Below are 26,193 nucleotides of genomic sequence, written 5' to 3' on the forward strand. Positions count from 1 at the left end.
TCCTTTTTCGGGTTTAATACATTAATGCTGAGTGGTTTCATCCAAATTAAATACCTTATCGGCAACATAATATAAAAACAGCGCTAAACCAATACCGCCAAACCCTATGGCAAACTCTGCCGCTGAGGGAAAATATTCCACAAAGGTGGGAGCGACTTGGTATTCGGCTCGTTTGAGCGTTGTCATAGGATAGAGCAATGTGTCATGCACCAAATCATAGCGCATAAAAAAGATGCCCACCATACCTGTTATAGAGGCATAAACGGTGGCTTTAATCGCCTTTGCATTGCTCACTAAAATAACGGTAAACGGTATCAACATACCTAAAATCAACTCACCAAACCAGAAATTGGGGTGTTTAATCGCATGAAAAATAGTTGCAGCACGTTCAGGCATATCACCATACAATGCGGTTAAAATTTTCCATGCTTCAAAAAAGATCAATACGGCTAAAAGCATGCCTAAAATTTTTGAAAGTTTCACAAGCATCACGCTTACTTTTTCAGGAAAATTCATTTTATAACGAAACCCATACATTAAAAAGATCAAATAACACCCTGTGATCATCGCTGAGAGAATAAAATAGACAGGGTAAAAAACACCGTTGGCAGAAGGACGTGAAACCAAAAAGCCAAAAACAGCGCCAAGATTAGAGTGTGCGGCAAGACCCACTAAAAGTCCACAAATACCAAAGATTTTAGAAAAGGTGTGATTCACCTTAATCGCTAAAAAGAAAAACTCTAAACAGATAAAGGTCAGATAAAGTCCATAAAGTGTGCCCATCCACCAAATAGCCGAAGTCAAACCTGGGGTTAGGACGTTGTAAATCAGCATCGTCATCGGGTGACCGATTTCTAGACCAATAACTGCGAAACCTGAACTGATCGTGATAATAGCACCTGCGATCGCTCGTTTACCGATTTGTTGAAACTCAGGAATACCAAAAACGTGTCCGATAGAGGAGATAATACACAAACCTGTGCTAGAGACTACAAAGAAAACGTACATCGCGATCAGTAATCCCCACGGATGTTGTCTCGTGACATTGTAAACATGATGTCCGTGTAAGATATAGGCAACCGCACCTGCCATAAAAGCGGCAAGAAGCGCTACGGTTGTCACTGCCATCACCACATTTAGGGGTGTTTTTTCAAAATTAAAGAGTTTTTTCAAAGAGAGTGTTTGCATCATAAACTCCTACAAGATATAAAATAATTTTGGTTTCGTACCCAAGTGCTCTTTCACTTGACGGTACTCTTTGTTAGCAAGCAATACAGAAATCTCGCTGTTTGGATCGTCCAAATCACCAAATACCCGAACTTTTGTTGGGCAGGTTGCTTGACAGGCGGTGGTTGTTTCGCCTGCAGCTAAACGGGTGTCGGAACAGAAGGTACATTTATCAACCGTGTTGGTTCGATTATCCACATAACGCGCATCATACGGACATGCGTTGATACAATAGGTACACAAAATACATTTCGTCGGATCCACCATCACCATACCACCTTCGCCATAATAGGTTGCATTAGTAGGACAGACTTGCTGACACGGTGCATTTTCACAATGTTGGCATTGACTCGGATGATAGGTTTGTGAAGCGATAGAGATGTTCGGGAACTCACCCTCCGCCTCTTTAAAGCCGACCCAAATACGGTAATGATCGGGTAAAAGTAAAACGCCATTCTCTTCTTTACATGCACTTTCACATGCTCTACAATTAATACAATTTTTGTAGTTGAGTGCCATTCCATAACGTGCCATGATTAAACCTTTCTAATTTCTACGATGGTGTCGTGAAGACAGGTTGATCCGTGCATCGGTTCAATGCCATCTTCTATAATAGCCGCGTCATTACCGCCATTGTTGTACCCAAGACTCAGCGCTTTTGAGTACACACCAAAGCCGTGTACAAAAAAGAGGGTATCGGGTCCAATTTTCTCTGTCGGATACGCTTTAATAGTTGTTTTACCGACTTTACTCGCAACTTCAAGTTTATCGCCAAATTTAATGCCCAGTTTTTCAGCGACGCGTTTATTGATCCACGCGTAGTTTTGAGGCACAAGATTGAGAAGCAGGCGGTTATTGGAGGTGCCTGATTGGGTAAATTGTGCATGACGACCGGTGATAAAGCGAAATTTTCCTGCGGGAATTGCCATCTCGTATTCACTTTTCCAAACAGGCATCGCATCGATTCCTTTTTTAGCAAGAGCAGGAACAGAACACTCAATTTTGCCTGATGGGGTATTGAATTTCATGTTGCGTACCGAGTAGGCGCGTTTATGCTCAGGATAATACTCATAGTCATTCACACCCACTTTTTTGAAATACTCATTCATATTGGGATAGAAAACGCCTTTTTCTTTAAGTATATCAGCAGCACCTTCGTACTTGGCAACGGCATTGACATTGAGCTCTGCTTGATCGTGCGCAAACGGTTTTGTCAGATCAAACTCTGCGTAGACGGTCTCTTCATCATCATCTTCAATCGCTGATTGCACATCTTCGTCGTATTTTTTCGTAATTTCAAACAGCGGTTTGGTAAGCTTTGCACTCAGCCCTCGCATGATTTCCATCACAGGTTTACTCTCAAACATCGGATCAATCGCTTTGTTGCGTTGCGCGATGGAAGGCTCAATGCCACCGTACGAAACGACAGGATCGGTGCGCTCTAAATAAGTACACTCAGGTAAGATAACATCACTGAGTATCACCGTATCGCTTGGCATCGTATCGATCGTGACGACAAGGTCTAGTTTTTTCAGAAACTCTGCTGTTTTAGCATTGTTGGGCATATTTTGCATTGGGTTATGTTTGTAGTTAAAAAGTGCTCGAATCGGGTAAGGACTTCGATTTTCCAAAACCATATTGCGAAACGCAACCCATGAACCAGAACCGCCCACAACGGCTGCTTCATCTTTTTCAATGCGTGGTTTGGCTTGGGCGTACATTGGGGCAACGACATCGTGCTCCATAAGTGGCAAGGTTTTACCAAAACAGATACCCCCTTTGACATCGACACCGCCACCAAGGGCTGAAAAGATCGCTTGAGCGCGACGAAGTTGGAAGTCATTTTTAGACCATGTGGTACGGCGACCTTGATAGTAAATGGATTGTGGTGCATGCGCCATAAAATCGCGCGCTACCTCATAAATATCTTTGGCTTTAATACCTGTGATTTTCTCCGCCCATTCAGGCGTGTAGTTATTGTTTAAAATGTGGTTTTTATACTCTTCAAAGCCATTGAAATAATTTTCCACAAACGCCTTGTTGTAACGCTCTTCTTTGATGACAACATAGGTGAGTGCCAAGACAAAGGCTAAGTCGGTTCCCACATTGATGGCAAGCCATTTATCACTTTTTGCAGCAGTGTTGGTAAAACGAGGATCAACCGTAATGAGTTTAGCCCCTCTTCCGTTGGTGCGTTTAAACATGTCCATCGTGTCAGGTGTTACAATCGCTTCCGCACGATTGGCTCCTGCCATAATGACATACTTGGCGTTGTCCAAATCGGCAATGCCATACCCTCCAATGGTCAGTGAATACCCAGAAACCGTTGTGGCTAAACAGAGACTTGCGTGGTTGAGAAAATGCGAAGAGCCAAACATCGTAAAGAAGCTTTTAAAGGTGTGTTCAGCCATACCTTCGCCGGCACAAAAGGCGACTGTGGAGCGGTTATCTTGCTCTTCATCCAAGATTTTGGTGAGTTTTTCATTGATGTAAGCATAGGCTTCGTCCCAACTGACGCGCTTAAACTTACCACTTCCTTTTTCACCATCGCGAATCAACGGGTATTTGAGTCGATCAGGATCGTACAGAGCTTGAATGCCCGAATTTCCACGTGCGCAAAGCATATTGCGCGATTTGGGGAACAGTGGGTTTGGATCGAGTTTTTCAACGACACCATTGCGAACATGCGCAATGGCAGCACATTTATTGACACACATTTCACACAGCGTTGCTATCTTTTTATCTTCATTGCCAACTTTTTTGGCGGGGGTTGCAGCGCTTGCCATCATGGAAGAGGAACTGATGCTCACTCCACCTGCGATAGACATCGCCACACTCCCTTGAAGAAATCTCCTTCGTGAGATCTCTACTTTCATCGCGTCTCCTTGTTCTCTTTTGCCTTTAAGTTTCGTACTTTCAAACGGTGTCAAAAAGTACGTCTTTATAACTCCATTGTAAAGGTTAAATCTTATAAATAACTTACATTTTCGAAGACAGATTGCCCTAAGAATAGGATATGAGGTGCAAATGCCCTATTTGTCGAAAGATAAAGATTGAAAAAAAATAAAATTTTTTTCTCAAAAGAGGGTAAAAAGTTAATTTTAATTGACATTTAGTAAATTATTTTTTCACTTTTTATGAAAAAACAGGCAAATAAGTAGTCTATTTTGTTTAAGTTTATTTAACTAAATATCTATTTTATCGGGGTTTTTGTTAATTTTACTAATAATTATAATTAGTAAAACGAATTATAATTACGTCAGAATAATAGTTAAATATTTTTTACAATTATAACTATAATAACTAATTTATATAATTAAGCTTTTGAGGGAGTGCCCCAAATGAAAAGAACCTCAAACTCAAGGTAGGCGTGCGGGTAATTTTGAATGAGCGCCTTGGTTTGTGCTACATTCAAACGTCTTTTTCCGCCACTCACACCACTTTTTTTGATGTAACGAAAGGCGGAGAGATTGTCATCAAAAAAGAGGCGATAGGTTTTGATTTCATGTTTACATGTAAAGAAGTTTTCAAACAGATGTATCAATGCTTTGGCGTTAGGTAAGAACGAGGGAAGCCCGCTTACATGGTAGATACTTTCAAAGGTTTTATCGGTAAAAATAGCAAACGCGCCCTCTTTACATGTAAGACTCATTTTGGCGATTAACGCCTCAATATCGCTTGCCCATTGCAATGCAGACGAGGAGATCAAAAGATCAAACGGTGGGTTGAGGCGAGAGAAAAGTGCAGACGATTCAAAGTCTTCACAGAAAATCTCAACCTCTTTACCTGTAGGATGCAGGTCACACATGCCTTGCGCACTATCCACACCTGTAAAATGCGTTATCTCCCAAGGAATATTTTTAAAAATAGCCCCACTGCCACACCCCAAATCTAAAATGGTTTGAGGCTTTGAAGTAATCTGCGCAATCAAATAACGCGCGATCTCTTGTTGCAACGCGGTATGGTCATCATAACAATGGGCATTTTTGGAAAATTCTTTGGTATGTTGTGCGATCATTGCGGTTGGGATATCCACTCTTTTTTGGAAAAGTATACCCTCCTATGGCTAAAAAATGACTGTTTGATCTTTACATGTAAAGCGAAGAAGAAGTGCCAATAGTAGTTTAAGAAATCTTTTCATAGAATTAGGGAGCACACTCAAACGAGCGCGGAAAGATGGCTAAATGACGTGCGATACACTCTAGGCACTTACAAACATTATAGGAACATTTTAGACCATGCAAAAAAGCCTCATACAACTTCTTTTTACATTTGTCGTGATGGCTGGCTGCATTGGAGGCTATCTCTCGTTGAACCATTTTTGGCAACCGTTTGAACATAAGATCAAAGATTTGATGCTTGAAAGCCGTGGAGAACTACGAGGCGATGCGAACATTGTGATCATCGACATTGATGAAAAGAGTCTCAAAGCGCTCGGGCAATGGCCGTGGAGCAGGGATAAAATGGCAAAACTGCTGCAAAACCTTTCCGACCTTGGTGTTGCGATTATTGGGCTCGATGTTGTGTTTGCTGAGGCGGATAGCAGCTCACCCCAAAAGGTTTTAGCCAAGCTTGGATTGCCGCACAAAGATGTACCCGATTACGATGCTATTTTTGCTCAAACCATTGCGGAAACACCCACCGTGGTGGGCTATGTTTTTGCGCTTATGCCTGATTCCATCGCGCCAGAAGGTCACCCAAAATCTGCGGCAATTATCATCGAGCAAAACCGCCCAGCCCACTCATCGCTTATCAAACCCTACCGCGCCATTTTGAATATTCCAGAAGTTCAAAAACAGGCGTATTCGAGTGGTTATTTCAACACGATTCCCGATAGCGACGGGATTGTGCGTAGTATTCCTTTGGTGATGGAGTACGATGGAGTGCTCTACCCTTCACTCAGCCTTGAAATGGCGCGTATTGCGCTGGGAGAAAAAAAGATTCGCATTGTTTACGACGAAAGTGGGCTTCGCCACATTGAGATGGGAGAGCATCTTATTCCCACCGATTTTTTTGGACGCTTGATGGTGAATTACCGTGGCAGTCAACACAGCTACGAATACATCTCGGCGATTGATATTTACAACAACACCGTTGATGCTTTACATGTAAAAGATAAAATCGCACTTGTAGGCACCTCGGCAGCAGGACTTTTGGATCTGCGAAGTACCCCGTTTGATAGCGTTTATGCGGGTGTGGAGGTGCATGCCAACGCAATTGATAACATTTTGCATCAAGACTACATTGCCAAACCAATCTGGACGCGTGGGGTTGATCTTTTGAGCATCGTCCTGTTCTGTTTCATCACCTTTTCCATTTTGCTTCTTCCGAGTGCTTTTTTCAGCTTTCTGGCGCTCATCGCACTCAATCTGATCATCGTTCTAACCCACTACTACAGCATGGTGTATCAAGGAATTTTATTCAATACCCTTTTGCCACTGAGTGCGATCAACACTCTTTTTATCATCGGACAAGCGATCAACTATTTTCTAGAGATCAAGCAAAAAGAGCTGATCAAACATAAATTTGCCAGTAAAGTCAGCCCTGCGGTTATGAATAACATTCTTGCAAGCGAGGATGACATCTTACAAGGCGTGGAAAAAGAGATCACGATCTTTTTCTCTGACGTACGAGGGTTTACCGCGATTTCCGAAGCAGCGGGCAATGCAAAGTCGCTGTTTCACCTGATGAATGCCTATATGGACCCGATGAGTCAGATTATTATTCGCAGTGGTGGCACGGTCGATAAATTTATTGGCGATGCGATTATGGCGTATTGGAATGCACCCATTAGCATGGAAGATCACGCCGATAAAGCCGTCCATGCCGCACTCGAACAGCTCCATCATCTCACATCGCTTAATGCCAAGCTCAAGGCAAATCCTGAGTTTGCACCCATCGCGTTGATGGCTGAGGCACACAAAATGCCTATCATCGACATTGGCATTGGGATTAACACGGGTGTTGCCATTGTAGGCGAGATGGGAACAAGCAGTCGCAGCGACTATACCGTCATTGGTGATGCGATCAATCTGGGCTCGCGCCTTGAGTCGCTGTGCAAATACTACCATTCGCACCTTACCATTTCGCACCTTACCATTTCGCATTTCACCAAAGCTAAACTCAAAGGTGCTTACCTCTTTCGCTTTTTAGATTTGGTGACCGTCAAAGGCAAACATGAGCCGATCGAAGTGTGGCAGGTTCACGACTTTGATGCGCCACAAACAGAGCCACTTTACGAAGTCAGTTATGAAGCACTCCAAGAAGAGCTCAGACTTCACCACGAAGCGATTGCCCTTTACAAAGAGGCGCATTTTGCTGAAGCGCTCACCTGTTTTGAAGCACTAAATCAAAGAGAGAATAAAACCAATGAAGCCATTTATGGCATCTACGCTGAGCGTTGTGCGCATTACATCGCCTTCCCACCTCTTGCATTTAACGGTGTCTTTGTACACACGACTAAAGGATAAGTATGAGTTTTATTCGCATTTTAGGCGCTCAAGGAAGCAGGTCCAAAAACGCCTTTACCACCTGCATTCAGGTCAATAACCATACGTTAATAGATGCAGGTAATATTATGTACGCACTAGGCGAAGAGGCTTTACATGTAAACCGTATTTTTTTCTCCCACGCCCATTTAGATCACGTCATCGACACGGCATTTTTGATCGACCATTTTTTTACCAAACGCACTGAAACGCTCTATCTCTACGGACTTGCTCACACCATTGAAGCCTTACAAAAGCATCTTTTTAATGACGTTCTTTGGCCCGATTTTAGTCAAATCCATCTGCCAAATTCCACCACGCCTGCACTCACCTATGTTGAAATAGAGCCCAATCAACCCTACACCATTGAAGAGGGCATCACGCTCACCCCATTTTTAGCCAACCATACCGTGCCGTGTTGCGGTTACATCATCGAACAAAACGGAAGTAGTGTGCTTTTTTCAGGCGACACGTTCCACAACGAAGCGCTTTGGCAAAAGCTCAATGAAACGCCCTCCATCAAAGCGCTCATCATCGATGTTTCGTTCCCCAACCACTTTGTCAAAATTGCGACCGAGAGCAAACACCTCACGCCCCAGTTTCTTGAACATGCGTTAAAACAGCTTACCCGCACTGATTTGAAACTCTACATCAACCATCTCAAACCACTTCATGCGGCGTTGATTATTCAAGAACTTGGTGAGATTGGTATTAAAGAAGAGATGGTCTTGCGTGATGGCGAGAGGATTGAGCTCTCTTCTGGTACACTGCATCGTCCTTTAAACACTCCAAAAAATGACGAGCGCGTTCAAAAACTCACCGAAATTGGCACAGCCCTCTCGGCAAGTGAAAGCCTTGATGTTCTCTTAGAGATGATCGTCACCGAAGCTAAAAATCTCACGCACGCCGATGGAGGAACGCTCTATCTGCTAGAAAAAGAGCACCTCCATTTCAAAGTGGTGCAAACCGACTCACTGGAGATCAAAATGGGAGGAACGGGTGAGAAAATCACATGGCCACCACTGCCGTTGCATCTTGAAAATGGCGCACCCAATAAAGCGATGGTTGCCGTCACCTGCGCACTTGAAAACCGTTTGATTAGCATCGCTGATGTGTATGAAGCCATTGGATTTTCCTTTGATGGCACGAAAACGTTTGATCAAGGAACAGGGTATCGCTCCAAATCCATGTTGGTCATTCCCATGAGAAACCACGAACAAGAGATCATCGGCGTGTTACAGCTGCTCAATAAAATGGATGTGCAAAACCATAACGTCATCTCATTTGATGATGAAGATGAAAAAATCACCCTCTCACTGGCATCTCAAGCCGCCATTGCCATCACCAACACTTCCCTAATTCAAGGGCTTGAAACGCTTTTGGAATCTTTTTTGAAAAGCATCATTTTTGCCATCGGCAAGAAATCGCCCTACACCGCAGGACACGTCAAACGTATGGTCAAGCTGAGTGTTATGCTCGCTGAAGCGATTAACCACGACACGAACGTCTACGCACACAAACACTTCAGCAGTGATGAGATCAAACAGATCAATTTTGCCGCCCTCATGCACGATATAGGCAAACTTGCAACGCCTGAACATGTGATGGATAAAGCAACGAAACTCCAAACCTTGTTTGACCGCGTTGAGCTTGTCGAAAGCCGCATTCAGATGATCGAAAAAGCGTTACATGTAAAGTTTTTGGAAGATAAATTTGCCCTTTTAGAAGGCAACCAACAGGAAAATGTGAGCTCGCTTGAAACACAGTATCAAGAAAAAATTGCAACCTTGCATGCTGCGTCCAAACTCATCCAAACAAGCAATAAAGGCGATACGCCCCTTAGCGAGGAAGCCGTAACGCAGATTCAAACCCTTTCAACGCAAACGTGGCAGATTGGCGATGAGACCTACACGATTTTAAGCAAGGATGAAGCGCATCATTTGAGCACACAAAATGGTACGCTCACGTTTGAAGAGCGCGAAATTATCAATGCCCACGCCAAACTCAGCGTCGATATTTTAAACCGTCTCCCTTTTCCTAAAAAATACCGCCAAATTCCTCAAATTTCAGGCAACCACCATGAAAAGCTCAACGGTAGAGGTTATCCCCAAGGGCTCAAAGGCGATGAAATCAGCTTTGAAGCGCGTATCTTAGCTATTGCCGATATTTTTGAAGCCCTCACGGCGAGTGATCGACCTTATAAAGCAGGCATGCCCCTCTCCGTGGCGATGAAAATTCTCTATGCCATGGCAAAAGAGGGTGAACTTGATGTCGATCTTGTGAAATTTTTCTACACATCAGGCACCTATTTAGAATACGCCAAAGCGTTTTTACCACAGCGTAGCATCGATGAGATCGTCCTTGATTTTGAGAAGCCTTAAGGACGCAAAAGTCACTTTAACGATTTTTTAACCCGTTTTGGGTATAATCCTTAGTTCTACATTATTTAAAAAACAAAGGACTTCCCTTATGACCTCCGTTTTATTGGTTTTACAATTTGTATTAACCGCTATTTTAACTGTTTCTGTACTGCTTCAAAAAAGCTCCTCTATCGGTCTTGGCGCTTACAGTGGAAGCAATGAATCTCTTTTTGGTGCAAAAGGACCAGCAGGTTTCATGGCAAAATTCACCTTTATTGTAGGAATCTTGTTTATTGCAAATACGCTCACATTAGGTTATTTTTACAACCAAGATAAAAAAGTATCGATTGCTGAAGATATTAAAATCGAAAAAAGCGTTGTACCAAGTGTTCCAGCTCCTGCGACAACAGCACCAGCAGCCCCTGAAGCTCCAACGTCTAAATAATCAGCATGAAATCTTTTTGGCTTGTGGTGTGTCTCAGTGTGATGGTATGGGCCGATGCCCATATCTTCATCTACCATCGTTTTAACGATGCCAGATACCCCACGACCAATACAACGCTCGAAGAGCTTCGCAAAGAGTTTGACTTCTTCAAAAAAAATGGCTACGAAGTGATACCCCTTGAAAAACTGGTTAACGCCCTTCACGCTAAAGAGCCCATCCCCGATAACTGGGTCGTTCTTACCATTGATGATAACTACAAAAGTTTTTATGAGCATGGTTTAGCCCTTTTTAAAGAGTACAACTACCCCTTTTCGATGTTCGTTTATGTGGGAGCTACGGAGCAAAAGTATGGCGATTATATGAGCTGGGAACAGCTTCGTGAAATCTCTAAGTACGGCGCTTTAGAGTTTCATTCACTGAACCATCCGCACATGACCGAACTGAGCAACGAAGCGCTTAAAAAAGATTTTGATGAAGGCTTAAACCTCTTTGAAAAACGCCTTAGCATAAAACCGCGCTACTTCTCCTATCCGTTTGGTGAGTTTAGTCCGCGTGTGAAAGCCATCGCGCAAAGCTATGGGTTTGAAGCGATTGTGAACCAAAATATGGGCGCGGTTGCGAGCTTTAGCGATCCGCTTGATTTAGACCGCTCCGCGTTGGTTGGCAAGAGTAATTTAGAGGGATTTTTAAAGTACAAAGCCCTTGAAACCACATGGTTTAAGCCTAGTGTATTGCTCGAAGATGGCAAACTTACCTCTTTACATGTAAAGGCACACACCACCGCACAAAAAGGCGGCATCTACATCAGTGAACAGGGCTATTTTGAGGTCAGTTTAAGCGATGGCGTTTTTGAAGCTCAGATCAATAAAATACTCACCAAAGAGCGCACACGGATCATTGTCTCCGTGGGCAACACAATTTCAACGAAACTACTTGTAAAGGATAAATATGGAACTCAGTAAAATCTATGCTGAACAAAAAGAGCATATGGAAAAATGTATCGCGGCACTCAAACGCGACTTTATGACGATTCGCAGTGGTAAGGTCTCTACGACCATTTTAGACAACATTCATGTTGATTACTACGGAACACCAACAGGTCTTAGCCAAGTAGCGACTGTTTTAACCACCGATGCAACGACGATTACGATTTCTCCGTGGGAGAAAAAGATGCTCAGAGAGATCGAAAAAGCGATCATGCAGGCCAACATCGGGGTCAATCCGAATAACGATGGCGAAACCATTAAACTTTTCTTCCCTCCAATGACAACAGACCAGCGTAAAGAGGGTGCTAAACAAGCCAAAGCAATGGGCGATAAAGCCAAAATTGCGATTCGCAATGTCCGTAAAGACTCAAATGACCAAGTGAAAAAACTCGAAAAAGACAAGATTATCACGGAAGACGGTTCTAAAAAAGGACAAGACGAAGTGCAAAAAATCACCGATGCAACGGTTTCAAAAGTCGATGAGCTCGTAAGAGAAAAAGAATCTGAACTCCTAAAAATTTAAGGGCAAATATGCAAGTTGAAAAAATTTATAAAGATGCCAATGCCCTGTTAGAGGGACACTTTTTACTCAGCAGTGGCAAACACTCACGCTATTACCTTCAAAGTGCGAAAGTCTTGGAAGATCCTAGAGTTGCAGAGCAGTTAGCCGTTGAATTGGCGAAAATGATCAACGCTTCCAACGTAGAGATCGACACCATCTGCTCCCCAGCGCTGGGTGGCGTTTTAGCAGGCTACGAGCTTGCACGTGCCCTTGGTAAACGCTTCATTTTCGCGGAGCGTGTGAACGGTGAGATGACGATTCGCAGAGGTTTTGAAGTCAAAAAAGGTGAGAAAATTTTGGTCTGTGAAGACATCATCACAACCGGTGGTTCTGCTTTAGAAGCGGCAAACATTGCTGAAAGTATGGGTGGTGTGATCGTTGGATTTGCAGCCCTTGCGAACCGTGGTTTTTGTAAACGTGTGGGAAGCGATCTTGTGGGCAAGTCTACATGTAAACTTCCAAACGACGCACCCTTTTTCGCATTGGCTGATTTTGAATTTGACATTTACGAGCCAAGTGAATGCCCTTTGTGTAAAGAGGGAAGCGTAGCGATCAAACCCGGTAGCAGAGGAAACTAAGCTTTAATGCGGTGGAGAGAGACTAAAAAAGGGGGCAAAAAAGAGCATAAAAGCGCTTTGCCTCTTTTTACCATCGCACCCTTTCAAAGACGCCTCAAAGCTTTTGTCGTCGACTCTTTTATGCTTTTGATGCCGATTTTGTACATTGTTTTTTACCTGATTTACGGTTCGCGCGAAGGCTTTGCGGCACACATGCTGCAAGGCTGGCTTCTTATTTTGATTCCTTATGGTTTTCTCACGACCCTCTTTCTCAAACGAAACGCTCAAACCCCTGGCTACAAAGCGTACGATCTTTTACTGATCGATCTTAAGACAGGACAACGTCCCACATTAACGCAACTCATGCTGCGGTATGTCCTGCTTCTGCTCACGGCTATGAGTATCCTTGGACTTTTTGTACCCCTCTTGCGCAAAGACAAACTCGCGCTGTATGATATTTTGAGTCAAACGGCTCCCATTCCTAAATGATCTTTTTTAAAATCTCTGGTTTTTTCTTTGCCTACTTTTCTGTTACCAGTGTGTATGTCATCTTTATGCCTAAAATCTTACAAACACTTGATTACAGCGCGCCTCAAATCGGAGCCATCTTTGCGTTAGCGCCTTTGATGCGTTTTTTTGTCCCCTTTTTCTTTCTCAAACATTTTGAGCTTACCCAAAAGGTCTTTTATACAGCGCTTTGTGGGGCTCTGCTTGCCATTTTGCTGTTCTACCCGACCATTCATCACTTTTACCTCTTTATGCTCCCCAATATGCTTCTGGGTGCGTGTCTTGGCATGATTTTGCCGTACATTGAAACCTATGCGATGGAGCATTTGCAAAAAGAACGCTTTGGACGATCACGCCTGTTTGGTTCCATCGGTTTTATGCTGATTGGCATCATCTTAGCGCGCCACTTTGAAAACTATATGAATGGCTTGCATTATCTGCTTTTAGCCATCAGTCTGACCGCTTTTTTTGCCTATTGGCTGACGCAAAACAATGTTCACTTTACAGCCGAAACTGTCACGAGCGAAGCGCCTTTTAACTTCTTACATGTAAAGTATTTGTGGATCAGTCTTTTTTTGATGCAAGTCAGTTTTGGGGGATTTTATAACTTCTTTACCATTTACGAAACGGCGCACGGCATCAGCCTTGAAACGACAAGCTATTTGTGGGCATTTGGTGTTATTTGTGAGATTGTGCTGTTCTATTTTCAATCCCCTTTACTTAAGCGTTTTAGCCTTCTATCGCTTGTCAAACTGGGTGTTTTAGCAACAGCCCTTCGTTGGTTTTTGCTCTTTTTATTTCCCTCATCACTGTGGATTTCGTATGCTTCACAATCCTTGCATGCCTTTAGCTTTGCCCTGCATCACACCGCAGCGCTCAGCCTTTTGTACTCACTTTACGCGCATAAAAAACTTGCGGGACAATTTTACTATGGCTTTTCATTTGGACTGGGAGGTTTTGTGGGAGCGTTGCTGGCGGGCTATTTTTATGGGGAGTATCTTTATTTGTATGCCAGTTTTGTGGCACTGCTCGCTTTTGGAAGCTTGATGCTTTTCAAGGAGAGAGAATAAAGTTTTTAATGTAAATCGTCTCGATCTCATACCCAAATGTCTCTTCTAACATCTCGATCAACTCTTCTTTAAGGCGATCTTTACCATTCAGCGTTTCAAGACCATTGGCATCCATGGTGCTAAGATACTGTAAAACAGCATTGCGCACATTGTCCATATTGGCTTGAAGCTCTTTTTTGGTCGCATTGTTTTTCAAAACCAACGCAATATCGGCTTTTAAAATCTTATACTTTTGCGCTTTAATGTTAATAAAAATCGTATCAAGGCTCAGCTCTTTTGTATTCTTACTGAGATTGTTAGCCTGCGTTGAGGGAGTTTTTTCGTATGAAGATTGATTGCTATCGTCTTTAAGCATATAATTAATTGTAACAAATCCAAGAAGAATCAACAAAAAAATAAAACCTAAAGAGAGTTTGAGTAGTCTTTCATTAAACATTTAACGTTTACTCCATAATTTTTCATTGAGTTTAAATTCAGTGACAATGTTCGTAATCATCATTAAAAGTTCAAAATAGTCTTTGATCGATTTAAATTCTAACAATGATCGTGTTAATATCGGCTCAAAGAGCGGTTTGGTGTAGTGCAGGGCTAAAAATAGCTTCGAATCCACAAACGAGAGGTACAGAGGTTTGTCGATTTTTTGATGAAATGCGACAATGCGCTCCATCAAAGCATGCGATAAAATATAGCGGCTCTCGATCTGATCATCGCCATACACCACAAAAAGCTTTTCAAATGCCACATGATCAAGCTTGATAAGCTCGCCTCTGCTTGGATTCACGCCTTGCAACCATGTGCCTAAAATTCCCAAACTTCGCTCAGCCACATCGGGAAGCACGACCACTTTGGCATGAAAGGTTTTGTTAAAATCTGCCACAAAAAAAAGCCCTGAGAAGATGTCACTCCACTCCTCTTTACCGTTTTTGGTACGCACTTTTTTCTCTACATGTAAATCGCAAAAACGAACCTTCACCCCTTCGATCTCGCCACGCACCAAATCTTTACCCGAAAAACGATCATAGGCTTCGTTAAAAAGCTCACTACGCTCATATTCATGCGCATCAATGGAATCCATTTTCGCGTAGATCAGCGAAGGGTCTAAAAAATGGATCATCTTCTCGATCACCAGATCTTTAAACAACGAGTCATACCCTGCGCGTTCATGGCGATAGATAAACATAAAGATGAGGAAACCACTCATGGCGCTGAGCAAAAAAGCATGCAGGGGAGTGAAAACATTCGTGCGACTTAAAACAAAAAAGAGCACTGTGCCCAAACATGCAAGCATCAACGCGGCTTTTTTAAGCGAAGAGAGTATGGCTAAGCGCTTTTCTTCCAATGCTTGAAGCGTTGGGGACATTGACTCGTAGTAATAATCCAGCAAAGAGGCAAGACGTGGTTTCAAAGCTTACCTATTTTTGAAAAAGGTTTTTCACATCAACGGAGGAGCGTTCACGTTCAGGAATGCTAAAAACCTCTTTGCGCTCCAAGTGCATAAACCCTGCCATAAAATTGGTCGGGAACATCTCAATCGCATTGTTATAATCATTCACACTTTGATTGTACGCGCGTCTGGCAGCAGAGATTTGCTCTTCAACTTCACTCAGAGTTGCTTGAAGGTGTAAGAAATTTTCATTGGCTTTGAGCGTGGGGTAGTTTTCTACCGCAACCATAAGATTGCCAAGCATGGAAGAGAGCTGTTTTTCTAAAGCAATGGTTTCGCGGCTATCAAGGGAGTGTGTCATGGCTTTTGTGCGAAGTTCGGTGATTTTCTCAAGCGTGATGCTCTCATGCACCATATACTCTTGAACACTTGCGACAAGGTTGGGAAGAAGGTCATGTCGTTTTTTAAGAACGGCGTCAAGCCCTGCGTAAATAGTATCGACTTGGTTTTTTTTGGAGATAAGCGTGTTGTACATAAACACGACAAGAAGAAAAATGAGACCTGCAACAACCAAAAACGTTTCCATCGTAAACCTCCTGTATTGTTCAGAAATGATACGATTTTGCCGCCATTATGGCGACAAAATCTTTACATGTAAAAACTTCTTAGCGACTCATACGTTTACGTTGGTTTGGATCAAGGTATTTTTTACGAATACGAATGTTGATAGGAGTTACTTCCACCAATTCATCGTTTTCAATCCACTCAAGTGCTAATTCTAGGTTCATTTTGCGTGGTGGAACGAGTTTAATCGCTTCATCAGCACCACTACTTCTTACGTTACTTTGTGGCTTACCTTTGATTGGGTTAACATCCAAATCATTCGGTCGTGAATGCTCACCAATAATCATACCCGCATAAACTTTAATTTGTACATCAATGAAAAGCATTCCTCTCTCTTGTAAACTAAAGAGTGAGTAACCCATTGCTGTACCACTTTCCATAGAGATAAGTGCACCATTTTTACGGTGTTCAACTTCTCCACTTAGAGGTCTAAAATCTAAAAATGAGTGGTTCATAACACCCTCACCTTTGGTATCGGTCAAAAATTGTCCACGAAAACCAATCAAACCACGAGCAGGAATCTCAAACTCAATACGTGTTTGACCATCACCTGTTGGGTTCATCGCTTTCATTTCCGCTTTTTTACGACCTAATTTTTCAATAACCGTTCCCGTAAATTCATCAGGAACATCGACAACAAGGTGCTCATATGGCTCCAATTTGACGCCATTTTCTTCTTTGATAATAACTTCAGGACGCGCAAGTGAAAACTCAAAACCTTCACGACGCATATTTTCAGCCAAGATCGTGATTTGAAGCTCTCCACGTCCACTGACTTTAAATTTACCTTCGCCTGCGTTTTCATATCGCATTGCGATGTTTGTTTTCATCTCAGATTCTAAACGTTCATTGATTTTGTTTGATGTGACGTATTTGCCATCAAGTCCCGCAAACGGAGAGTCATTAACGCCAAAAACAACGGAAAGTGTTGGCTCTTCGATGTGTAAGGGATCAAGAGGCATCGGATTGTTTGGATCAACCAAACTGTCCCCAACATCAAGGGTTTCAAAACCAGCAACCGCTACAATGTCGCCGCTTTCTGCTTCGTTAATATCAATTCTTTCCAAACCGTGAAAACCGATCAGTTTTGAAACACGTCCACGTACTTGTTCGCCATCGGCTTTAGCCAGTAGCACCGTCTCATTTTTCTTAATCGTTCCGTTAAAAATACGGGCAATACCGATTTTTCCAACGTAGTTGTCGTAATCAAGGGTAAAGACTTGAAGTTGAAGTGGATTTTCAGGTTTTCCTGAAGGGGCAGGAACATGTTTGAGGATGGTTTCAAAAAGAGGCTCAAGATTTTTGCTCTCGTCGCTCATATTGTATTTGGCATAACCATCACGCGCTGCTGCATAAATGATAGGAAATTCGAGTTGATCTTCATTCGCTCCAAGGGCGACTAAAAGGTCAAACACTTCATCAACAACACGCTCTGCATCTGCCGCTGGCTTGTCGATCTTGTTAACAACAACAATCGGGCAAAGACCAAGGCTAAGCGCTTTTTTAACCACGAATTTGGTTTGAGGCATAACGCCTTCTTGTGCATCAACCAGCAATAAAACACCATCAACCATTTTTAAAACACGCTCAACCTCACCACCAAAGTCGGCGTGGCCTGGAGTGTCGATAATGTTAATTTTAGTCTCTTTATAACGAATAGCTGTATTTTTAGAAAGAATGGTAATTCCGCGCTCTTTTTCAAGATCGTTGCTGTCCATTGCTCTTTCTTCTACTTTTTGGTGCGCTGTGTAGGTACCTGATTGTTTCAACAGCTCATCGACTAAGGTCGTTTTTCCGTGGTCAACGTGCGCTATCACGGCAATATTTCTAAACTCTTGCAAAAAATTCTCCTCGTAAACTTTGACTTTTACATCTTATAAAACGTACGTGATTGGTGTAGTTTGATGAAGTAAATATGCTTCATTATACCACGTTCTTGACTAAATTCAAAATTCCATTACATGTAAAGCATTTTTAGTGTTCACTTTTAAAAACTGGAATGAGTATTGCTTGTTAAAAGTGTGAAATTATCTCTAAAATAAATTGTAAGGCAATGATGATGCAAAATCTTCTCTCTTTTGTGCAGGCTTCAAGCGCGCTACCCGTAGCTTCAGTATCGACAGAAGCGATGAAAAGCGAGAGCGGTGATGGCTCGTTTTCTGAGAGTTTTTTCTCAATGATTCTTGGACAATACGCAAGTGAAGAAGAGCAAACACCACTGAGCGAAACAGCACTTCCTGTGACAACACAAGAAAATGATACGCTTGAACTTCTCAGCAGTGAAGGCGAAGCAAAAAGCATTGATGAACATTTATTGGAAGACCTTTTAAGTGTGGTAAGCACACTCCAAGACGATCCAACAGCAACGGTTTTCCCAACACTTAATGCCTCTTCAAGTTTAGAAAAATTAGTGGCGAGTGAAACAACGCGCCAAGAATTTGCCAGTGTTAAAAACGTAAGCGATCTATTGGCATTATCGCAAAAATACAACCTTGGATTGGAAAAACTTACCATCTCAACCGAAAGTGCTCAAAGCCTTCAAGCCAAGTTTCCAACACTGGCTGAAAATAACTTTTTTGATGATTTGCAAACAGCCCTTACGACCGCACAAAGCACGACTCAAAGTGATGTAAGCCTCTCTACAACGGCTTCGAGTGTTATGAGTTTGCTCGATAAACAATCCACTCAAACACAAACATCCTCTAAATCTTCGATGTTAAGCGAGCTTATCTCCAAAGAGAATTTAAGCACCCAAACCGATGGTGAGGTAGAATCACTCGAAGTAAACGAAAAACAACAAACCGTGCAAGCAATTCAAGAAGAGACAACCGAAACGTCTACCAAACCTTTAGATACGCTTCTTCAAAAAGTAACCAATGCTAACGAAACTAAAAAAACACTCACGGCAGAAAATGCAAGCCTCAGTAGCGATGATACCTCCGTGGAAACATCCACAACACGTGTCAATGAAGTACCTGTTGAACGTGTGCAAACGGAAGACGAGAGTATTGATAGTGTGTTAACCACCCTTAAAACCGATAAAACTTCTGATGAAGCGGCGGAAGAGGAGATTGCACTCAGCCAAAAAATCGTAAGCAGTGAAGAGAGTGAAACCACATCAACCTCATCAGAGGATTCACAATCCACATTGGAGATTAAAAATGATCTTAAAACAACGCTCAGACAAGAGATAACATCCAAAACAGCTACGGTTAAAGAGAGCCTCAATCAATTTGCAAGTGATCTTCAAGAGAAGATTGATGCGTACAAACCGCCTATTATGAAGGTTGAACTCTCCTTAAGTCCTCAAAGTTTAGGCGATGTTGATGTCACGCTTTTAACCAGAGGCAACAATTTACATGTAACGATTTCGTCCAACACCAGCACGATGTCACTCTTTACGCAAAACCAAAATGATGTTAAAAGTGCCCTGATCAATATGGGCTTTACCAATTTAGAGATGAACTTTAGCGATCAAAACAACAAAGAACAAGCACAGCAAAATCAAAAAAACAGTAGTGGAAGTTCAGATGAATTTACCACAGAATCAAGTGAAGAAGAGACAACCCTTTTAGAGATTGTCATTCCTCAATACGTCTAACATATAAAAAGGATCTATTATGGCAACAACCGGATATGAAAATCTTATTTCAGGCTCAAGCTCAAGCACAACAACCGCAAGTACGACAACGTCAACGTCATCCTCATCGCTGAGTAACGATGACTTTTTAACCTTACTTGTCACCGAATTACAGTACCAAGATCCAACTGATCCTATGGATACAGAGACCATTTTAACGCAAACTTCACAGCTAGCATCGATTGAAGCCGCTCAAAATACAGCCGATTCTTTGGATGAGCTCTCCGAACAATTGCAATCCTCAACCACCTTTAATGCGGTTTCGTCCATTGGTAAAATGGCAAGTTTGGGATCTAACTATATCACCTACACAGGAAGCGATGATATCTCCTTTGAGGTCTACTTCCCCAATGAAATTTCAGATGGAACACTCACCATTGCCGACTCTGATGGTAATGTGGTAAGAACGATCGACTTAGGCGATGAAGCCAAAGGAGAAAGTGGCATTGTCACCATCACCTGGGATGGACTCGATGATGAGGGTAATCAAGTGGATGAAGGCTATTACAGTGTGGGTGCAACGTATATTGACCCTGAAGGCGCTTCGGATACAACAGTGTTAGGTGTTTATCCAATCGAATCTGTTTACTACGACGATGGCGTGATCAAGCTAAAACTTGGTTCAAACTACTACAATATTGATGAAGTCGTTGAAATTTATGCAAAAAGTGAATCGTAAAAAGGATAGACCATGAATACCTCTTTTTACAATAGCATCTCTGGTGTAGTCAGTAGCCAATTCTATATCGATGTTGTTGGCAATAATATTGCAAATGTGAATACCAATGGCTTTAAAAGCAGCACAGCTGAGATCACATCACTTTTTTCGAGCATTCTCTCAAGTTCCACCGCCTCCACCAATGATATTGGTATGGGCGCATCCAGTCAAACCACGGCACTTAATATGACCCAAGGCTCACTTCAAGGAACCGATAACACGTTTGACTTAGCACTTGAAGGTGAGGGATGGTTTGGTGTTTTGGGTGCAGATGGAACAACGTATTACACCCGTGCGGGTAGTTTTTCACTGGATGGCAATGGTAATCTTGTGGATGGTGATGGAAACTATCTTATGGTCACGCGTGGCGATAATATGACAGAAACAACCTTAGATGCAGAGACCCTTAAAGGATTTGGTTCCACAGATACAACACTACAGGCCTACGCCATTACGGAAATGGATGATATAGCACTTGGAAATGTAGGAGACCAAACTAAAGTGGCGCTTCCTTTAATACTCTACTATGCTCCCGTTGCAACCACAGAAGCCTCTTATGGCGCCAATCTTGATCCAACCGTAACGGTGGATAGCGTTAACGTTGATTTGGATGCGGCGGATTATCCCTCAACCGTAACGCCTAGCACAACAGGAACCATTAACCTCAGTGGTACGGTTTCAAATACAACAGCAGCGCTTGACCCTCAAGAGGGCGATGTTGTTATTATCACCTTAACCGATGCAGATGGCTTAACACAAACGATCAATGCCAAACTCGATGAAAACTTAGCATGGTCTCTTTCCGATTACGATGTAAGTGGGCTAAATACCTCATCGGATCTAACCGTTACGTCGGCTGTACTTCAAACATCCCAAGAAGTTGCCAATGAAGAGCACTTTACGATGACCGTTATTGGGCCTGATGGAGACAAAGATATTTTAGATATGACCTTTACCAAAGTGGTTCCACAAGGCGAAGAGGGAACCACATGGAATGCTGTTGCCAATATTTACAGCTATTACGAAGAGTATGACAGTACAAAAACGTACGATACCTCTTTATATTATGTCAACGAATCGACTAAAAAAGTGTATGAAATTGTGGATTCGCAAACGGGTGCACTCACCTTTAACAGTGATGGTTCACTTGCAAGTAACACAGTTCCAACGCTCAACAATGGTGGCACTGCTTTAACGCTAGATCTGGGAACCGTTGGTAGTTTCGATGGTATGATCTCAAGCACCAGCATTGAAAAATCCAATATCGCAGATTACAATGGTTCCGTAGAAGGGTACTTAACCGCCTATGATGTCGATGAAAATGGTAATGTCGTTGCAACCTTTAGCAATGGAAAAAGTTCAGCTGTTGCTAAAATTGCGGTCTATCACTTTCAAAATGACCAAGGCTTAACCCAAGTTTCCTCAACTCTTTTTGCAGAGTCTGCTAACAGTGGTGATCCTATTTTTTATACGGATGCTGATGGAAATACAGTTTTAGGATCCTCCATTGCCAATCAAACGCTTGAAACCAGTAATACGGATCTTGCAACTGCCCTCACCGAGCTTATTATTATTCAAAAATCGTTTGGTGCGAGTGCTAAAGGCATTACGACCAGCGATGAGATGCTTCAAAATGCAATCAACATGAAGCAGTAAGTATCGTTAAAGTAACAAAAAATAAAATGGAATAAAAATTGCTTTTAAAAAGTACAAATACCCCTAAGAAGATAAGACTAAAGGATACGCTATGATGAGAGGACTCTGGGCCGGCGTTACCGGATTACAAGCACATCAAGTTGCAATGGATACTGAAGCTAACAACATTGCAAACGTTAATACAACAGGTTATAAATATTCTCGTGCAAATTTTGCAACGCTTTTAAGCCAAACAACCTCCATTGCTACATCACCAACCGGTACACTGGGCGGGCAGAACGCAACTCAAATTGGTCTTGGAACCACTATTGCCACGGTCACAAAGATTTTTTCGCAAGGGTCTATCGAAACCACCGATAAAACAACCGATCTAGCCATTAGCGGCTCTGGCTTTTTCGTTGTTTCTCCTGATGCTGGAACCACGTACAAATATACCCGTAATGGCGATTTTGAATTTGATGCCGATGGTAACTTTGTAGATGGCAATGGCTATATCGTTCAAGGTTGGCTTAAAGATGAAGATACAGGGCTTATAGATACAACGTCACCTATTACGAATATTACCATTGCTCCAGGACTGACCACACCCGCAAGTGCTACCACTAAAGTAACCGTTAAAGCAACCCTTGATTCGGGAACGAGTGTGGGAACCAATAAAACATCGATCTATTCACTTGACTCCAACAGTGGTTGGGTTGATACCAATGGGGATGGTGTTAGACAAACAACAGAAATACACAATGAAGACGATACGGGCGATAATATTTTCGACACTGATTCGGATCTGATTGAGCGTGGTGTAGACTTTAGCGTTCTTTTTGATTCTGATGGTGAAGCACTTGGCGTGACCGAAGGTCAAGGTATGTGGGTCAGTTACGCCACGGCTAAAACCAGTTTTAACATTACCGCAGATACGTCCGGTACCACCACCATTAATATGACGATCAATGGTACAACGATTAGTGGTTCTATCTCTTCTTCAGATGATGATGATGTTGCTGCTTACATTGCAAGCTTGATTAATGCACAAAAAGCTTCTACGGGGGTTGAAGCAACTGTAAGCAGTGGCAATAAAATTACCTTAAGTAATGATAACTCAACCGGAACAACAGACGCAACCAAAAATATTAAATTAGTTCAAGGAAGTACCAACAGTGCCGTAGGAATCACTGACACTGAAGTTAATACCGCTTACCAATATACTTATACTAGCTCCGCTTCATCATCCAATCCTAGTTATGATGATAGTATTGCAAGAACCTTTACCACCACGGAAGATTTAAGAGACGCCATGCAAACCGATGCTAGACTCTATGTCGATTACACAGGAGATGGCACTGCGGATCTTAATGATGGTGCCTCTGTATCCGTCAATACTTCAGGACAATTTGTCATCTCCAATCCAACGGGAGATGCGTTTAATACGGATGATGGTGATTATATTGAAACTGAAATTGTGACAGAAGTTAAATTTAATGAACTTCTAGAAAGTTCTTCACTCACCTTACCAGAAGATTCTGTCTTACCTGCAGGAGATTACATCTTTACAACCGATGTTACTATCAATGGTACAACTTACGCCGCTGGCGCAACACATACATTTGCAACAGCTATCACTTTAGACAGTGCTGTAACAATTCCACAAGGCACAACGGCTGATTTTATTCCAGCTGTAACCACCATAGCACTTCTTGCTGGAACCAATACGGCGCAAGCGACGTTTACAGAGACCTCTTTAAATTATGCCTTAACCAATAAAGATATTACCCTTTCCAGTGGTTCAATACTGCCTGCAGGCGACTACACCTTTAGTAGTGCTGTTACCATTAATGGCGTAACCTATGCAGCAGGCACCCACACACTCTCTGCCACAACATTGAGCAGTGATCTTACCATCCCTATAGGCTCATCTGCAGCATTTGCCTCTACTTCAAGTACCGTGACACCGGGTGGTGATTTTGGGCTTTATTTAACCGTTACAAACTTGACCAATGCCACCAATAGCGTTTCTGCCAATAGCGATCTAACCGCCATCTTTAGTGCTCTTCAAGGAACACTCTCTTCTGGATCAACCACGCGAACATCGGGTGATCTTTATATGGCATCGTTGTCATCTACAACCGATATTTATGACTCTTTGGGTTCAAAACACACTTTGACAATCAATTATGTTAAAACAGGAACGACCAGTTCAGGTGGTACTGAATGGTCAATGACGATCTCTGTCCCCGAACCAGGTGAGCTTAACTCAGGCGTTTCGCCTGAAAATATTGTCACAGGTACCATTAGTTTTAACTCCGATGGCTCTTTGGCAACCTACTCTCCAAGAACACTCAACTACACCGCCAATAACGGCTCAACCGCCAACCAAGCGATTAGCCTCAATATGGGAACACTGGGACAATTTGATGGACTTAAAAGTCTTGATAATGACTCTAGTACTTCAAGTATTACACAAGACGGTTATGCGGGTGGCGATTTATCGGGCATTAGTGTTGATGAAACGGGTACTATCATCGGTAGCTTTAGCAATGGTTACAGTTTTGCACTTGCACAAGTGGCTATGGCAACCTTTACCAATGAGAGTGGTTTGGAAAGTGATGGCGGTAACTGCTATATTGCGTCAACTAACTCTGGTACAGCAACCGTTGGTCAAGCAAGCACAGGAACAAAAGGCTCCATCCAATCCAGTGCTTTGGAGATGAGTAACGTCGATCTTTCACGCTCACTTACACAGTTGATCGTTATCCAAAGAGGTTACCAAGCAAACTCAAAAACGATTACCACCGCCGATGAAATGCTCAATACGCTTCTTCAACTCAAATAACAATTTTTTAGCTTACATGTAATACAATGAGTCCCAAAAAACTTGGGACTCAACCACATGAAAATCACACTCAACCATTACACTCCCCTCCTCATTTGTGCCGATGCGATTCGTACGTGCTGGCAAAGTTTTGACAAAAGCGATGAAGGTGGTGAAAAAGATAAAGAGCTTATCGATCGCGTTGGCAATAAATTTAAACACGCTTCTACGCTTGAACATTTGGTCTATAACTTCTACATCGAAGGTGTATCGCGTGCGCTTCTTCAAGAGCTTGCAAGGCACCGTATGGCGTCACTTTCGGTTAAATCCACACGCTACACCCTTAAAGAGTTAAAGAACGAAGAGAGCTTTACATGTAAAGATGTGGAGCGAGCTTCAAAGTACTTAGTTTTAACCGGTGTGGAGATGGTCGATGCCATGAGCATCAAGGCACTTGAAAACCTTCGTTTGGTACTCGTGGAGGGCATTAGCAACGATAAGGCAAAATACTGCCTTCCAGAGAGCTACAAGACCGAACTCACATGGACAGTCAATGCCAGAAGCCTTCAAAACTTTTTAACACTGCGCAGTGATAAAAGTGCACTCTGGGAAATTCAAAATCTAGCCCACGCGCTTTACGATGCCCTTCCTGAAGAGCATAAGTATCTTTTTACGATCAATGAACGCTCTTAACTCACTTTTACCCTTTGGGCATGCGTTATGGCAATAGCTATTGCATCCGTAATGTCCAAAGGTTTAATCTCTTGCTTAATCCCTAAAATCTTCTTCACCATAAACGCAACCTGCTCTTTAGCAGCTTTTCCATTGCCTGTTACGGCTTTTTTAACTTGGAGCGCTGTGTATTCACTAAAGTTACCAATCGTTTGTAAAATTTTCAGACTCAGCGCTCCACGAAATTGTGCCAATTTAATCACCGTTTGAGGGTTATACGCATAAAAAATATCTTCAATTGCGACTTCATCAATAGTATGCTGTTTAAAGATCGTATCAAGTCCTTCAACCAACTCCATAATCTGATGTTGAAGAATTTTTTCTTTAATTTTGATAAGCCCTGCTTCAATTAATACAAGACTATTTCTCTCTTTTTTGAGGATTGCATAACCGCAATTTCGTGTGCCTGGATCGATTCCTAAAATAACCAC

22 protein-coding genes are annotated in these 26,193 nt (G+C 42.4%); 13 read left to right on the forward strand and 9 right to left on the reverse strand.

The window, feature by feature from the left end:
• Positions 1–21 precede the first annotated feature (21 nt).
• The 4 genes from nrfD to SMUL_RS16340 all read right to left on the reverse strand — a co-directional run bounded on the left by nrfD (position 22) and on the right by SMUL_RS16340 (position 5,245).
• Positions 22–1,191, reverse strand: a complete 1,170-nt coding sequence (gene nrfD / locus SMUL_RS16325) for an NrfD/PsrC family molybdoenzyme membrane anchor subunit (RefSeq protein WP_051492717.1) — start codon at positions 1,189–1,191, stop codon at positions 22–24.
• A gap of 6 nt (positions 1,192–1,197) precedes the next feature.
• Entirely contained in the window at positions 1,198–1,761 is a 564-nt protein-coding gene (locus tag SMUL_RS16330; protein ID WP_025346315.1) for a 4Fe-4S dicluster domain-containing protein, read from the reverse strand.
• A 2-nt stretch (positions 1,762–1,763) separates the two neighbouring features.
• Complete coding sequence (locus tag SMUL_RS16335) at positions 1,764–4,103, reverse strand: molybdopterin-dependent oxidoreductase (RefSeq protein WP_025346316.1); 2,340 nt, start codon at positions 4,101–4,103, stop codon at positions 1,764–1,766.
• 440 nt (positions 4,104–4,543) lie between these two features.
• Entirely contained in the window at positions 4,544–5,245 is a 702-nt protein-coding gene (locus tag SMUL_RS16340; RefSeq protein ID WP_025346317.1) for a methyltransferase domain-containing protein, read from the reverse strand.
• Positions 5,246–5,465: 220 nt separating this feature from the next.
• On the opposite strand from SMUL_RS16340, the gene SMUL_RS16345 reads away from it, so the two are divergent.
• The 8 genes from SMUL_RS16345 (at position 5,466) to SMUL_RS16380 (ending at position 14,202) form a co-directional block, all read left to right on the forward strand.
• Positions 5,466–7,697, forward strand: coding sequence for a CHASE2 domain-containing protein (locus tag SMUL_RS16345; RefSeq protein ID WP_025346318.1), 2,232 nt, complete (start codon positions 5,466–5,468; stop codon positions 7,695–7,697).
• A 2-nt stretch (positions 7,698–7,699) separates the two neighbouring features.
• Positions 7,700–10,096 (forward strand): HD domain-containing phosphohydrolase, encoded by a 2,397-nt coding sequence (locus tag SMUL_RS16350; RefSeq protein WP_025346319.1) that lies wholly within the window; start codon positions 7,700–7,702, stop codon positions 10,094–10,096.
• Between the two features lie 88 nt (positions 10,097–10,184).
• On the forward strand, positions 10,185–10,520 hold the full coding sequence (secG, locus tag SMUL_RS16355) for a preprotein translocase subunit SecG (RefSeq protein WP_025346320.1): 336 nt from the start codon (positions 10,185–10,187) through the stop codon (positions 10,518–10,520).
• Positions 10,521–10,525: 5 nt separating this feature from the next.
• On the forward strand, positions 10,526–11,482 hold the full coding sequence (locus SMUL_RS16360) for a polysaccharide deacetylase family protein (RefSeq protein WP_025346321.1): 957 nt from the start codon (positions 10,526–10,528) through the stop codon (positions 11,480–11,482).
• Entirely contained in the window at positions 11,469–12,029 is a 561-nt protein-coding gene (gene frr / locus SMUL_RS16365) for a ribosome recycling factor (protein ID WP_025346322.1), read from the forward strand. Before SMUL_RS16360 ends, frr begins: the two co-directional genes overlap by 14 nt.
• An 8-nt stretch (positions 12,030–12,037) precedes the next feature.
• On the forward strand, positions 12,038–12,646 hold the full coding sequence (gene pyrE, locus SMUL_RS16370; protein WP_025346323.1) for an orotate phosphoribosyltransferase: 609 nt from the start codon (positions 12,038–12,040) through the stop codon (positions 12,644–12,646).
• Positions 12,647–12,652: 6 nt separating this feature from the next.
• Entirely contained in the window at positions 12,653–13,114 is a 462-nt protein-coding gene (locus SMUL_RS16375) for an RDD family protein (RefSeq protein WP_025346324.1), read from the forward strand.
• Entirely contained in the window at positions 13,111–14,202 is a 1,092-nt protein-coding gene (locus SMUL_RS16380; protein ID WP_025346325.1) for an MFS transporter, read from the forward strand. Before SMUL_RS16375 ends, SMUL_RS16380 begins: the two co-directional genes overlap by 4 nt.
• Here SMUL_RS16380 and SMUL_RS16385 read toward each other — a convergent pair.
• The 4 genes from SMUL_RS16385 to typA all read right to left on the reverse strand — a co-directional run bounded on the left by SMUL_RS16385 (position 14,186) and on the right by typA (position 18,051).
• Positions 14,186–14,638: a flagellar basal body-associated FliL family protein gene (locus SMUL_RS16385; RefSeq protein ID WP_025346326.1), complete on the reverse strand. Its 453-nt coding sequence runs from the start codon at positions 14,636–14,638 to the stop codon at positions 14,186–14,188. The genes SMUL_RS16380 and SMUL_RS16385 overlap by 17 nt on opposite strands.
• A complete protein-coding gene (locus SMUL_RS16390) occupies positions 14,639–15,607 on the reverse strand; it encodes a DUF3137 domain-containing protein (protein ID WP_038533625.1) in 969 nt (322 codons plus the stop codon).
• Between the two features lie 7 nt (positions 15,608–15,614).
• A complete protein-coding gene (locus tag SMUL_RS16395) occupies positions 15,615–16,172 on the reverse strand; it encodes a LemA family protein (protein ID WP_025346328.1) in 558 nt (185 codons plus the stop codon).
• Positions 16,173–16,251: 79 nt separating this feature from the next.
• On the reverse strand, positions 16,252–18,051 hold the full coding sequence (typA, locus tag SMUL_RS16400) for a translational GTPase TypA (protein WP_025346329.1): 1,800 nt from the start codon (positions 18,049–18,051) through the stop codon (positions 16,252–16,254).
• A 218-nt stretch (positions 18,052–18,269) separates the two neighbouring features.
• On the opposite strand from typA, the gene fliK reads away from it, so the two are divergent.
• The 5 genes from fliK (at position 18,270) to thyX (ending at position 25,723) form a co-directional block, all read left to right on the forward strand.
• Positions 18,270–19,811, forward strand: coding sequence for a flagellar hook-length control protein FliK (gene fliK, locus SMUL_RS16405; protein WP_025346330.1), 1,542 nt, complete (start codon positions 18,270–18,272; stop codon positions 19,809–19,811).
• A 19-nt stretch (positions 19,812–19,830) separates the two neighbouring features.
• Positions 19,831–20,529 (forward strand): flagellar hook capping FlgD N-terminal domain-containing protein, encoded by a 699-nt coding sequence (locus tag SMUL_RS16410; protein ID WP_025346331.1) that lies wholly within the window; start codon positions 19,831–19,833, stop codon positions 20,527–20,529.
• A gap of 12 nt (positions 20,530–20,541) precedes the next feature.
• Positions 20,542–22,224, forward strand: a complete 1,683-nt coding sequence (locus tag SMUL_RS16415; RefSeq protein ID WP_025346332.1) for a flagellar hook-basal body complex protein — start codon at positions 20,542–20,544, stop codon at positions 22,222–22,224.
• A 91-nt stretch (positions 22,225–22,315) separates the two neighbouring features.
• A complete protein-coding gene (gene flgE / locus SMUL_RS16420; protein ID WP_025346333.1) occupies positions 22,316–25,051 on the forward strand; it encodes a flagellar hook protein FlgE in 2,736 nt (911 codons plus the stop codon).
• Between the two features lie 57 nt (positions 25,052–25,108).
• Complete coding sequence (gene thyX / locus SMUL_RS16425) at positions 25,109–25,723, forward strand: FAD-dependent thymidylate synthase (protein ID WP_025346334.1); 615 nt, start codon at positions 25,109–25,111, stop codon at positions 25,721–25,723.
• Here thyX and ruvC read toward each other — a convergent pair.
• Positions 25,720–26,193 (reverse strand): crossover junction endodeoxyribonuclease RuvC, encoded by a 474-nt coding sequence (gene ruvC / locus SMUL_RS16430; RefSeq protein WP_025346335.1) that lies wholly within the window; start codon positions 26,191–26,193, stop codon positions 25,720–25,722. The genes thyX and ruvC overlap by 4 nt on opposite strands.

The organism is Sulfurospirillum multivorans DSM 12446, from assembly GCF_000568815.1.
Lineage (GTDB): Bacteria > Campylobacterota > Campylobacteria > Campylobacterales > Sulfurospirillaceae > Sulfurospirillum > Sulfurospirillum multivorans.